Raw genomic sequence first — 12,849 nt, 5'->3', positions numbered from 1 at the left:
CAATTTTATAATTAATTATCGTTTAATCATCATCCTCTAAAACAAAAAAATCATTTACTGGAATCTTAAAAATAGCTGATAATTTTAAGGCCAAAACTGTGGATGGTACATATCTGTTTTTTTCTATGGAATTAATCGTTTGTCGAGAAACACCAATTTTTTTTGCCAAATCATCTTGAGTTAAATCTAAAATGGCGCGTTGTACTTTTAAGGTATTTTTCATATTAACGATTCATTCTTTTTAGTTGCCAAAAGAACATCAATTGTACAATCAACATAAAAAATAATACCTGAAAATAATTAAATCCTTTTAGGGTTTCATTTTCATCAAACAACAAACCTACTCCATAATTAATTAAAGGTTGCACCAAAGAATACACAATGGCTAACAAAAAAGCCAACCTGTAAGATTGCGAGCGTAAACTATCTATAAACTCGTCTTCTTCCTTACTTTTTGATAAAGAAATAATCAACAAACCAACCAACAAAAAGGCTTGAAACACTGGCCTTATCCATTCTGAATTGTCTACAAACTTTCTACCAAGCAATAAAACAAAAGCAGAAATAGCTATTATTAATCCGATTTTTTTATAACGATAATTCAATTGAAACTTATTCATTTTCTCTAACTGACTTCGTTCTCTTTCACAAATTGACTGTCTAGACATCTTATTTATTTTACAAATTGACAAATTAACTTATTAATATGTCAAATATACTTTACATTTAGCAAACTACCAAATTTTTTTTATTACATTTATAACATCAACTAACTAAACTTTTAAAATTATGGCAACAACTACAAAACCTTCTAAATCTTTCTGGATAATTTCTGTTTTAGCACTTATCTGGAATGCAATGGGTGTTATGGTGTATTTAGGACAAGCTTTTATGACAGACGATATGAAAGCGTTAATTCCTGCAGATCAGTTAAAATTAATAGAAAATACTCCATCTTGGGTAACAGCTGCTTTTGCTATTGCTGTATGGTTTGGTTTATTAGGATGTATTTTACTTTTAGCACGCAAAAAAATAGCACATAAAATATTTGTCATTTCTTTATTAGGTGTTTTGGTGCAAACAGCTTATTCTTTTTTTATGACAAACGCTTTAGAAGTGTATGGCAACACAGGTTTAATTCAGCCAATTATTACAATTTTTATTAGCTTTTACTTAGTATTATTCGCTAAAAAAGCAGAAAATTCAGGAATTTTAGCATAGCACCAAAAATTTATTTATTCGAATAAAGCCACCAAAAATTCAGCAACACAAGCAGGTTTTTGGTGGTTTTTTATTTCTATTGTACAAGTAAAGGTTATTTTAATTCCGTTGTTTTTTAAATCTTCTATAGCTTTAATGCTAGAATGCATTCTTAATTTGCTATTTACAGGAACAGGATTTGGAAATCGAACTTTATTTAAACCGTAATTTAAGCCCATTTTTACAGATTTTATTATAAAAGTTTCTTCCAACATTCTAGAAATCATAGCTACAGACATAAAACCATGAGCAACTGTACTTTTAAAAGGAGAATCTTTTTCAGCTCTTTTTTCATCAATATGAATCCATTGTTTGTCTAAAGTTGCATTAGCAAAATCATTAATCATTTGCTGTGTTATTGTGTACCAATTACCAACAGGCAACTCCTTACCTATCATCATTTTAAAATCTTCAAAATTTGTAAACTCTAATGGTTTCATATTCTACTTTTTAACTTTTATTGAGTATTAAATTATTACATTTCCTTAAATTAGTCAAAATTTTCAATTATATGAGACCAATCCTACTTTTTCTTACCTTTTTATCAATTTCAATTTACGGCCAAGACAATCCACAATGGATGAGGCATTCTTCAATTTCTCCAGATGGAACTCAAATTGCTTTTACTTACAAAGGCGATTTATACAAAGTGAGCACTAATGGAGGTACTGCAAAACAACTAACCTATCATAATGCGCACGATTACAAAGCCATTTGGAGCAAAGACGGTTCTAAAATCGCTTTTGCATCTAATAGATATGGTAATTTTGATATTTATATAATGAATGCTGATGGTGGAGCTGCAACCAGATTAACGTTTCATTCTAATGATGAAATTCCGTTTTCTTTTACTTCAGATGATAAAAATGTTGTTTTTGGAGCGTTAAGACAAGATGATGTAGAGCACAGACAATATCCTCACAGATCGCAATCAGAACTATACAGTGTTCCTGTTGCAACTGGTAGAGTTTCGCAAATATTTACAATTCCTGCAGAATATGTACAGTATTCTAAAGACGGACAAACCATGTTGTATCATGATAAAAAAGGTGGCGAAAACGAATGGCGAAAACACCATACATCATCTATAACCAGAGATATTTGGATGTACAATGCAAAGACAGATAATCATAAAATAATTACAACGCATAATGCAGAAGACAGACATCCATTTTTTAGCGACGATGAAAAAAGCATGTATTATTTAAGTGAAAGAAGTGGTTCTTTTAATGTGCATAAAATGAACTTAACAAACAATTCTGATGTAAAACTGACCAATTTTAGTTTGCATCCTGTGCGTTTTTTAAGTGTTGCAAATGGTGTGATTTCTTTTGGATATGATGGAGAATTATATACCCTAAAAGAAGGAGCATCACCTAAAAAATTAAACGTAAAAATTATTACTCAAGACAAAGAAAATACAGATAAGTTTGTTTCTGTAAATGGCGGAATTCAAGAAATGGCTGTATCTCCTAATGGAAAAGAAATTGCATTTATTGCCAGAGGCGAAGTTTTTGTTACTTCTGTAGACAAATCTTTTACTAAAAGATTAACAAACACACCAGAAAACGAACGTTTTGTTTCTTGGGGACCAAAAGGAAAATCAGTAATTTATAGTAGCGAAAGAAATGGAAAATGGAGCGTTTATAAAACTGAAAAAGTTAGAAAAGAAGAACCTTTTTTCTACGCTGCAACTTTAGTAAAAGAAACTGCTTTAATAGATAATAAATTAGATAATTATTTAGCAGAATACTCGCCAGATGGAAAAAAAATAGCTTTTATAGAAGGCAGAAGAACACTTAAAGTAGTAGATGTTGCTTCTAAAAAAGAAACAACACTGTTAACTCCAAAAGATTTATTTCATATGAGAGATGGAGATAAATATTTTACTTGGAGTCCAGATAGCAAATGGTTGTTGGTAGATTGGAGCAAAACTTTAAGCAATAGCGAAGTATTATTAATGGCTGCAGATGGTTCTAAAAGAATAAATTTAAACGAAAGTGGGTATTATGATTATTATCCAAAATGGGTAAATGGAGGGAAACAAATGTTGTGGTTTAGCAATAGAAACGGATTAAAATCTTATGCAACAAGTGGTCGTTCGCAATCTGATGTTTACAGTATGTTTTTTACACAAGAAGCTTGGGATGAATTTAATTTAAGTGATGAAGAATACAAATTGATGCAAGCCATAAAAGAGGAAGAAAAAAAGAAAAAAGAAGAAGAAACGAAAGATAAAAAAGACGACAAAAAATCGAAGAAAAAAGATAGCAAATCAAAAGACGATAAAAAAGAAGACAAAACAAAAACGCTTGAGTTTGATTGGGCAAATATGAAAGATAGAACCAAAAGATTAACGATTCACTCTTCTAGTTTGGGTGATGCTGTGCTGTCTAAAAAAGGTGATTTTTTATATTATTTAGCAAGTTTTGAAGGGAAATCAAATCTTTGGAGTACTAATTTAAGAACCAAAGAAACTAAAATGTTAATGCCTTTAAACACACGTTCTGGAAGTTTACAGTGGGATAAAGAAATGAAAAACCTTTATTTACTAAGCAGTGGAAGAATTACAAAATTAAATCCTGCAAGCAAAAAACGAGAAGGCGTATCTATAAAAGGTGAAATTTTATTAGATGAATACGCAGAAAGAAAAGCCATGTTCGATCATGTTTGGATTCGTACCAATGCTATTTTTTATCACCCAGATTTTCACGGAATCAACTGGAATATGATGAAAGAAGAATATCAAAAATATTTACCACACATTTCTAACGGTTATGAATTTTCTGAAATGTTATCAGAAATGTTAGGAGAATTAAACGTTTCTCATGCAGGTGCTGGTTACAGTGGCAGCAACGTTTCTAATGCAGATGCAACAGCATCTTTAGGTATTTTTATGGATTACGATTTTAAAGAAGACGGAATTTTAATTGATGAAATAATTTCAGGAGGGCCTTTAGACAAAGCCAAATTTAAAATTGAAAAAGGCAACATCATTACCAAAATAAATGGGGTTACCATTTCTAAAAATGAAGATTTAGCAAAATACTTGAACCGAAAATCAGGTAAATTTATGCTTTTAGAAGTTCTAGATCCGAAGACAAAAAAGACACAAATCATTACTGTTAAACCAATTTCTTTAGGTGCAGAAAGTAGATTATTATACAATAGATGGGTAAAAATTAATGAAAAAGAAGTAGAAAAAGAAAGTAATGGTCAATTAGGTTATGTGCATATTCCTGGTATGAGCGATGGTCCTTACAGAAGTATTTACCAAGATATGATGGGTAAATATTTTGATAAAAAAGGAGTAATTATAGATACTCGTTTTAATGGTGGTGGAGATTTAGTTGCAGATTTGGCCATGTTTTTTACAGGTGTTCCTTTTATAACTTATGCAACAGAAGCTAAAGTTGTGGGTGGAGAACCAACTTCTAGATGGACAAAACCAACACTTTCTATTTTTAACGAAAGTATGTATTCTGATGGACATTGTTATGCTTCTGGTTATACCGATTTAAAAATAGGAAAAACAGTTGGTATGCCAGTTCCTGGTACTTGTAGTTTTGCAGGTTGGGAAGGTTTACAAAATGGTGGCTATTGGGGTGTTGTGCCAGTTAGTGCTAAAAATAAAGCTGGAGAATGGATGGAAAATAACCAAACAGAACCAACAATTAAAGTTAAAAATATGCCTGGTAAAGTTGACAATGGAATTGATGAACAATTAATGCGTTCTATTCAAGAACTTTTAAATGATGTGAAATAAAATTATAGATTTTCATAAAAAAAAGCGAAACATTACAGTTTCGCTTTTTTTATTTTTTCACAAATAAATCATCTTTAATTTTGGGCAATTCTAAATGAAATTTTACCGCAATTAATCGAATAATTACGATTATAGAAGCTGAAATGATAAAAATAATATTTTCAGGAAATCCAAAATAAGAAAGACTTAAATAAAAAACTCCACCAACCAAACAGGCAGAAGCATAGATTTCTTTTTCAAAAATTAACGGAACTTTGTTTGTTAAAACATCTCTTAAAACACCTCCAAAAACGGCAGAAATCATCCCCATAATTATGGCAATAATTGGATGTAAATTAAAACTTAACCCTTTTTGTAAACCCAATAAAGTAAAAACACTTAACCCAATTGTATCAAACAAAAACAAGGTTTTACTTAAAAAAGCAATTTTACTTTTAAATAGAAAAGTTAAAACAACAGCAATTAAAATTGTCCATAAATAATTTAAATCGCCAATCCAATTGATAGGATGTGCATCAATTAAAACATCACGTAACATTCCACCACCAACAGCAGTAACAAATGCAATAATAATTACGCCAAATAAATCAAACTTTTTATCAGAAGCCACTAAGGCACCACTAATGGCAAATGCAAAAGTTCCTAATATGTCTAAAACATAAATTAGCTCCATTTACACAGTAACTTCTGTAAATTTGATGTTTAATTCTTTTTGAAGTTCGTGCACTCTTTCTAATTCGTAAGGTAAAACTAAAGCTAAAGAAACACCAGTTTTTCCTGCTCTTGCAGTTCTTCCACTTCTATGAGTATAGTAATCTGTTTGTTCTGGTAATTGATGATGAATTACAAACTCTAACGCTGCCACATCAATTCCACGTGCAGAAACATCCGTAGAAATTAAATACTGTAAACTTTCATTTTTAAAAGCACGCATTACTTTATCGCGTTCTTTTTGTTGCATATCTCCTTCTAAAGCTGCTGCAGAAAAACCTTCTTCTATTAATTGTTTGGCTAAATTTTGAGCACCAGCTTTTGTTCTACAGAAAATAATTCCTCTTTGCGATTGTCTTTTTTCAAGAAAAGTAATTATTAAATCTGTTTTTTCTTTAATAGTTGTTTTTACAAAATGATGTCTAATATTTTCATTTACCAAAGATTTAGGGTTTACCTCTATTCTTGGTGCATTTCCATCCATATAAGTTTTAATAATCTTCTTAATTTCTTCTGGCATAGTAGCCGAAAATAACCAAGTTTTTCTGTCGGATTTTGTTGTAAATTTTAAAATTCTATTTAAATCTTGTTTAAAACCCATACTCAGCATTTCATCAGCTTCGTCTAAAATAACGGTTTTTACATGGCTGATATCTACTGCTCCTCTTTCTATCAAATCAATTAATCTACCAGGAGTTGCAATAACAATATGCGTAGTTCTTTTTAGATTATTCATTTGACGATCAATCTTTTCACCTCCAAAAACAGCTTCTAAAAAGATACGATCATCTACATATTTAGTAAACTTGAATAATTGTTTTTTTATCTGTTGTACCAATTCTCTTGTAGGCGATAAAATTAAGGCTTGAATATGTTCTGATTTTGCATCTATTTGATGTAAAACTGGCAAACCAAAAGCAGCTGTTTTTCCAGTTCCTGTTTGTGCCAATCCAATAAAATCAGTTTTAGAATTTAATAAAATTGGTATTGCTTTTTCTTGGATTTCAGTTGGCTTAGAAATCCCTATTTCTTTTATTGATTTTATATAATCTTTATGAATTCCGAGTGCAGAAAATGTTGACATTGTTTCTTAATTTTGTGCAAAGATACTTTTATTAATGTGTAATAAAACAAATTACATAAATTGCTCAAAAAAAATGGTCTAAATTAATTTTAGATTTAGAAAGATTTTATCATTTAATTTTTAAAATTATAACGATTTAATTTAGCAATACTTTTAATACATCTTCTCTAATTCTTGCAGGTTTAAAGGTTTTAGCATTTAACATTGCCCAAACTGTTTTGGCTTTAACTAGCAAAACATCACCTTTATAAAACTCCATAAAACGTACAGAAGTAATTCCTTTGGTTTCTCCTACCCAAGTTTTTACAGTAATTTCATCGCCCAAACCCGCTTGTTTTAAATAATCTATTTCGTGCCTTACAACAACCCAAACGTATTGAGGCAATGGATGATCTTTGGTTAAAAAAGCCCAATGTTTTGTGGCAATGATATCCATCCATTTTACATAGACCAAGTTATTTACATGTTGTAAATTGTCTATATCATCCGTAGAAACTGTAATTTTTAACGTAAAAATGTTTTCTTTTTTATCCATTTTGGCAAACATAGAAATTTTAATAAACCTATAATAATTATTGATGATAGTTTTACAATAAGCTTCTTATTTATACTGATATTTGCAACTTCTTATGGCAAAATTAGCAAACGATTTAGGAACAGAAAAAATTGGTAGTTTATTAGTAAAACAAGCAGTACCAGCAACAATAGGAATACTTGTGATGTCTTTAAACATGATTGTAGACACCATTTTTGTTGGGCAATGGGTAGGTGTTTTGGCTATTGCAGCCATAACAGTTGTTTTACCAATTGCATTTTTAATTTCTTCTATTGGAATGGGAATTGGAATTGGAGGAAGTTCAATTATTTCTAGAGCTTTAGGTGCAGAAAACTCAGAAAAAGCTTTTTTAACTTTTGGTAACCAGATTTGTTTAACCCTTATTTTAGCCATTATTTTTGTTTTATTAGGTAACTTTTTTAGTGTACCAATTTTAAATTTATTTGGTGCTAAAGGTGATATTTTACCAATTGCATCAGAATATTTTGCCATGGTTATTTTTGGAGTGCCATTTTTGGCTTTTGCAATGATGGGAAACCCTGTAATTAGAGCAGAAGGAAAACCGAAATTTGCCATGTATGCAATGATAATTCCAGCAATTTTAAACATTGTTTTAGATATTGTTTTTATCAAATTTTTTGATTGGGGAATGACAGGTGCTGGTTTAGCCACTTCTATTTCTTTTGCAAGTATTGGTTTATATATTTTATATTTCTTTTTATCGAACAAAAGTGAACTAAAAATTATACCGAAAAATTTTGCTTTAGATGGTAAAATTGTTCGAGAAATTGTGGAATTAGGTGGAGTTTCTGTAGTAAGACAAGGTGCTATTAGTGTATTAATGATTGTTTTAAATTACTCACTTTTTACGTATGGTGGAGAAATTTCAATATCAATTTTTGGAATTATAAATCGTGTAATGATGTTTTCATTATCCCCAGTAATGGGTGTTTCTCAAGGATTTCTGCCTGTTGCAGGATTTAATATTGGCGCTAAAAAGAATGATAGAGTAAAAGAAACCATTAAAAAATCTATTTATTTTGGATCGATATTAGGTACTATCATTTTTCTCGCTATTATTCTATTTAAAGAGCAAGTAATTCAAATTTTTACAAATGATATTACCCTTTTACAAGAAACACCAAATGCAATGCTTATTGTGTTTATTGCAACTCCAATTATAACCATGCAATTAATTGGTTCTGCTTATTTTCAGGCTGCAGGAAAAGCGATGCCAGCTTTATTTTTAACACTTTTAAAACAAGGAATTTTCTTAATTCCTTTGGCATATATTTTACCCAAATATTATGGTGTTGCTGGGGTTTGGTGGTCTTTCCCAATAGCAGATATTTTATCTACTTTAGTAACTGTTTTGGTTTTAAAAAGAGAGGTTGATAAGAATTTGATTTCTGCTTAGTTTTAAAACAGACTCCTTTTAGGTAGAAACTCGGTAAAATTTGTTTTTATATCTTTTAACTAAATCAAAGACTCACCATTTAAATTAGTCGTTAAAATATCGCTAAACAGATTAAAAAATGGCCGTAAAGCTTTAAAACTTTCATCTACTTGATCTATAAAATCTTCTGATAAAACTTCTGCATCTGTAAAGTTTTTGGTGGCAATAAAACCTTTTTTACGTAATAAATCTACATCTGGATGTGCTTTATCAAAACCTCTTGGAGCCGTTTTTAATTCGCTAAAACTATCAAATTTATTTCCAAAATGTTTTTGATAAGTTGCATCTTCTAAAATTTCTCTAATTTCTGATGCATCTTGTTCTATTTCTTTTCTAATTCTGAATAAATCGTCTTTGTTGGGTTCCCAAAATCCGCCAGCTAAAAAAGATTCTCCTGGTCTTATTCTTAAAAAATAACCACCTCTTAAGGCTGCACCTAGTCTAGAATATGAGTTTGCAAAATGTGCTTTATAAGGTGTTTTATCATTAGAAAAGCGAACATCTCTATAAATACGCATCATCTTTGATTTTTCAATTTCATCATGAGCAGATAATTTATCATGTATAGCAGCAAAAACGGCTTTTGCATTTTGTTGAGCTTGGGTATATCTTGGTTTGTGTTCTGCAAACCAGTCTCTATTATTATTTTTATGTAAATCTTTTAAAAATTGAAAAGTCGATTTTTCGAGTTGCATACTTATGAAATTTAAAACTTCAAGTTACAAAATAGATTTGTAACTTCGATTTTGAAATGCATCAAAAAACAAAAGACATTCAAAAAAGATATGAAGGTTTTTTACAAACTGCTAGTTTGTGGAAAAATAATGATGTGTATGGATTACATCAATTTAAAATTGAATCTAAAACTGTAAAAATTGATTTAGAAATTGATGAAAAATTACGACTTGGTAAATATATTGAACGTTTTGTTTCTTATCAATTAGAACAAGAAAAAGATATTAATATACTTTGTGAGAACATCCAAATTCAGCAAAACAAAATAACGTTAGGCGAGTTGGATTGTATCATCAAAAAAGATGAAAACCCTATTCATTTAGAAATTATTTATAAGTTTTATTTGTTTGATGACTCTGTTGGAACTACTGAAATTGAACATTTTATTGGCCCAAACAGAAAAGATACTTTAGTTGAAAAACTAACTAAACTGAAAGAAAAACAATTGCCACTACTCTACTCTAATGAATGTAAAAGTTATTTAGAGAGCATCCAATTATCATCAGAAAAAATAACTCAGCAAGTGTATTTTAAATCACAATTATTTGTGCCTTACTCTTATAAAAATATGCAATTAAAAACTTTGAATAATGATTGTATTTGTGGTTTTTACATCAACCAAAAAGAACTAAAAACATTTAATGATTGTAAGTTTTTTATCCCCAATAAAAAAGATTGGTTAATGATACCACATCAAAATGTAAAATGGTTAAATTTTACTGATTTTAAAGAAAAATCTGCAGAATATTTAGCTAGAAATTTCTCTCCTCTTTGTTGGTTAAAACAGAAAAATGGAGAGATAAAAAAGATGTTTTTGGTTTGGTGGTGATTCATGATAAACAAAAAAGAGAACCCATAATTGAGTTCCCTTTTTTGTTTTTATTAAAGTTATAACTTAACTAGTTATTCCCTTCTTTTTTATCCTCTTTAGAAACTTTGTTCCAAATTTTAATTTCGTCAGTTTCAGAAACTCCGTCTAAAATTTCTACGTTTACGCCATCAGTAGTCCCTAATTTTAAAGTTCTTTTTTCAAAAGTACCTTCGCCAGTTTTTACTTCTACATAAGGTTCTTCTGTCTTTTTATCAAACTTTAATAACGCTTCTTTTATGGCTAAAACACTGTCTTTTTTCTCTAAAATAATATCAGCATTTGCACTATAACCAGCTCTAATAAAATACTCATCATCTAAAGAAACATCAGCTTTAATTTTAAACTGAACAGCACCAGATTCTTCTGTACCTTTAGGTGCTATAAAATTTAATTTAGCTGGAAATTTTTTCCCTTCAATAGCCCCTATAGAAACTTCAATATCAGAACCGCTTACCAATTTACCAACTTCAGATTCATCTACTTTTCCTTCAAAAATCATTTTGCTCATATCTGCAATAGATGCAATTGTTGTACCTGCATTAAAGTTGTTCGATTGTATAACTTGGTCTCCTTCTTTAACCGGAATTTCTAAAATAGTTCCAGAAATTTGAGCCATAATATTGGTATTTGCAGAACCACCTGTGCCAGCAGAACCTTTTTTAATGATTAAATAATCGTTCTCTGCATTTCTTAAATCTTGTTTGGCTTGGTTATAAGTTAACTCAATTTGTTCAAATTCTTGTCTAGAAATTACACCTTTATCAAATAAATTTTTATTTCTATCGTATTGCGTTTTTGCGTTGTTTACACGTATTTTTGTATTGTCTACTCTACCTTTAGCACTAATTAAAGATTGCTCATTAGGCACAACTCTTACAGTTGCAATTAAATCGCCTTTTTTAACTTCAGAACCTTCAAGTAACATTATTTTATCAATAATACCTGTTATTTGTGGCTTAATTTCAATTTCTTCTAATGGAGTAACTTTACCTGTAGCCACCGTTTTTTTAACAATTGTTGTTTTAAAAGGAGTTTCAGTTTCATATTGTACAATACTCGTTTTGTTCTTTTTTCCGAACCAAATTAATGCTGCAATAAAACCTATTGCTATGATAATTAAAATAATTTTTGCTCTTTTACTCATGATTTAGTTGATTGATTTTCTTTATTCTTCTCTTAATGCTTCTATTGGTTTTACTACTGTTGCCATGTGTGCAGGTATTAAACCGATCATTGTACCTAATACTATTAATGTGGCAAATGCTATAAAAATAATTGGGATGTTTACTGTAGGATTTATTAATGTGGCGTCTTCTCCTTGACCAAAAAAATGATCTATTAAAAATAAAACTAAACTACCAAAAATAATACCCAACATACCAGCTACTGTGGTTAAAAAAACAGATTCTAAAATTATTTGTTGACGGATACTTTTTGGAGTTGCTCCTAAAGCTCTACGAATTCCGATTTCTTTTGTACGTTCTTTTACGGTAATTAAAAGGATATTACCAATGGCAAAAACACCTGCTATTAAAGTGGCAATACCTACAAACCAAGTTAAGAACTGCATACCTGTTAAAAAGCCAGTTACTTTACCTATTTCTTTACCTAGATTTACACTACCAAAAGCTTTTTTATCTTCTGGGTGTACTTTGTGTAAACCTTTTAAGGTTAACAGAATATCTTGCTCCATCTGTTCTATATTAGTACCAGGAAAAGCGGTTATCATCATCCAATCTACTTTATTGGCAGTGTTGTATACTTTTTTAAAAGTTGTAAATGGTATATAGGCACAATCTCCATCAAAATTTATTGTATTAGAAGGTTTATAAACCCCAATTACTTTGTAATTTATGCTATTAATTTTTATATAATCGCCTATTGGCATAACATCTTTATCAAATAATTGCTTGTACATATCTTCTGATATAACTGCAACTTTTGCATTAGTTTGTATATCGTTTTCATTTAAAAAACGACCATAAATTAATGACTTTTTTTGTATTTGATCTAATACAGGATAATCTCCACTTACTCTAAAATCACCTGATTTAAACTCATGAATAACTAAATTATTCGTTTGATTTCTAGGTGCTAACAATCTAATTTCATTAGAATACTCAGATTTTAACACCTCAATATCATTCATTGTTAAACGAAATCTTCTGCCTTTTTGAAATCCTTTAAAAGGAGTATCTGTAGATTGTGTCCAAACAAAAACACTATTGGTTGCAAAATTTCCAAACAGTTTATTAAAACCATTTTCCATACCTCTTGCTGCACCTAAGAGCACAACCAAAAGAAAAATACCCCAAAGTACACCAATAATAGTAATTATGGTTCTCATTTTATTTTTACGGATGCTTCCGTAAATTTCTTGCCAAGTATCTGAATCAAATAAAAACTTCAT

13 protein-coding genes are annotated in these 12,849 nt (G+C 29.9%); 4 read left to right on the top strand and 9 right to left on the bottom strand.

Annotated features, from left to right (window positions below):
• Nucleotides 1-22: 22 nt before the first annotated feature.
• Both ACWYN7_RS09925 and ACWYN7_RS09920 read right to left on the bottom strand, forming a co-directional pair.
• On the bottom strand, nucleotides 23-223 hold the full coding sequence (locus ACWYN7_RS09925) for a helix-turn-helix transcriptional regulator (protein WP_462859770.1): 201 nt from the start codon (nucleotides 221-223) through the stop codon (nucleotides 23-25).
• A gap of 1 nt (nucleotide 224) precedes the next feature.
• Nucleotides 225-668: a hypothetical protein gene (locus ACWYN7_RS09920; RefSeq protein ID WP_462859769.1), complete on the bottom strand. Its 444-nt coding sequence runs from the start codon at nucleotides 666-668 to the stop codon at nucleotides 225-227.
• 121 nt (nucleotides 669-789) lie between these two features.
• Between ACWYN7_RS09920 and ACWYN7_RS09915 the strand changes: the two genes are divergently transcribed.
• Nucleotides 790-1,221, top strand: coding sequence for a hypothetical protein (locus ACWYN7_RS09915; protein ID WP_462859768.1), 432 nt, complete (start codon nucleotides 790-792; stop codon nucleotides 1,219-1,221).
• Between the two features lie 14 nt (nucleotides 1,222-1,235).
• Here the strand turns inward: ACWYN7_RS09915 and ACWYN7_RS09910 are convergent, their stop codons facing one another.
• Complete coding sequence (locus ACWYN7_RS09910) at nucleotides 1,236-1,700, bottom strand: MaoC family dehydratase (RefSeq protein ID WP_462859767.1); 465 nt, start codon at nucleotides 1,698-1,700, stop codon at nucleotides 1,236-1,238.
• A gap of 71 nt (nucleotides 1,701-1,771) precedes the next feature.
• Here ACWYN7_RS09910 and ACWYN7_RS09905 point away from each other — a divergent pair, with 71 nt between their 5' ends.
• The gene (locus tag ACWYN7_RS09905; RefSeq protein ID WP_462859766.1) at nucleotides 1,772-5,026 is read left to right on the top strand and encodes a S41 family peptidase; all 3,255 of its coding nucleotides are present in this window, start codon (nucleotides 1,772-1,774) and stop codon (nucleotides 5,024-5,026) included.
• A gap of 49 nt (nucleotides 5,027-5,075) precedes the next feature.
• Here the strand turns inward: ACWYN7_RS09905 and ACWYN7_RS09900 are convergent, their stop codons facing one another.
• The 3 genes from ACWYN7_RS09900 to ACWYN7_RS09890 form a co-directional block, all read right to left on the bottom strand.
• On the bottom strand, nucleotides 5,076-5,699 hold the full coding sequence (locus ACWYN7_RS09900; RefSeq protein ID WP_462859765.1) for a trimeric intracellular cation channel family protein: 624 nt from the start codon (nucleotides 5,697-5,699) through the stop codon (nucleotides 5,076-5,078).
• Nucleotides 5,700-6,821, bottom strand: coding sequence for a DEAD/DEAH box helicase (locus tag ACWYN7_RS09895; RefSeq protein WP_462859764.1), 1,122 nt, complete (start codon nucleotides 6,819-6,821; stop codon nucleotides 5,700-5,702). It abuts the gene before it with no gap.
• Nucleotides 6,822-6,957: 136 nt separating this feature from the next.
• Nucleotides 6,958-7,356 (bottom strand): acyl-CoA thioesterase, encoded by a 399-nt coding sequence (locus ACWYN7_RS09890; protein WP_462859762.1) that lies wholly within the window; start codon nucleotides 7,354-7,356, stop codon nucleotides 6,958-6,960.
• 94 nt (nucleotides 7,357-7,450) lie between these two features.
• On the opposite strand from ACWYN7_RS09890, the gene ACWYN7_RS09885 reads away from it, so the two are divergent.
• Entirely contained in the window at nucleotides 7,451-8,794 is a 1,344-nt protein-coding gene (locus ACWYN7_RS09885; protein ID WP_462859761.1) for an MATE family efflux transporter, read from the top strand.
• Between the two features lie 59 nt (nucleotides 8,795-8,853).
• Here the strand turns inward: ACWYN7_RS09885 and ACWYN7_RS09880 are convergent, their stop codons facing one another.
• Nucleotides 8,854-9,528: a DUF2461 domain-containing protein gene (locus ACWYN7_RS09880; protein ID WP_462859760.1), complete on the bottom strand. Its 675-nt coding sequence runs from the start codon at nucleotides 9,526-9,528 to the stop codon at nucleotides 8,854-8,856.
• Between the two features lie 56 nt (nucleotides 9,529-9,584).
• On the opposite strand from ACWYN7_RS09880, the gene ACWYN7_RS09875 reads away from it, so the two are divergent.
• Nucleotides 9,585-10,397 (top strand): DUF1853 family protein, encoded by an 813-nt coding sequence (locus ACWYN7_RS09875; protein WP_462859759.1) that lies wholly within the window; start codon nucleotides 9,585-9,587, stop codon nucleotides 10,395-10,397.
• A gap of 70 nt (nucleotides 10,398-10,467) precedes the next feature.
• On the opposite strand, the gene ACWYN7_RS09870 is transcribed toward ACWYN7_RS09875, so the two are convergent.
• Complete coding sequence (locus ACWYN7_RS09870; RefSeq protein ID WP_462859758.1) at nucleotides 10,468-11,583, bottom strand: efflux RND transporter periplasmic adaptor subunit; 1,116 nt, start codon at nucleotides 11,581-11,583, stop codon at nucleotides 10,468-10,470.
• Nucleotides 11,584-11,604: 21 nt separating this feature from the next.
• Nucleotides 11,605-12,849: an ABC transporter permease gene (locus tag ACWYN7_RS09865; protein WP_462859757.1), complete on the bottom strand. Its 1,245-nt coding sequence runs from the start codon at nucleotides 12,847-12,849 to the stop codon at nucleotides 11,605-11,607.

This window comes from Polaribacter sp. M10 (assembly GCF_054968445.1).
This window is presented reverse-complemented; position numbering and strand designations above follow the sequence as displayed.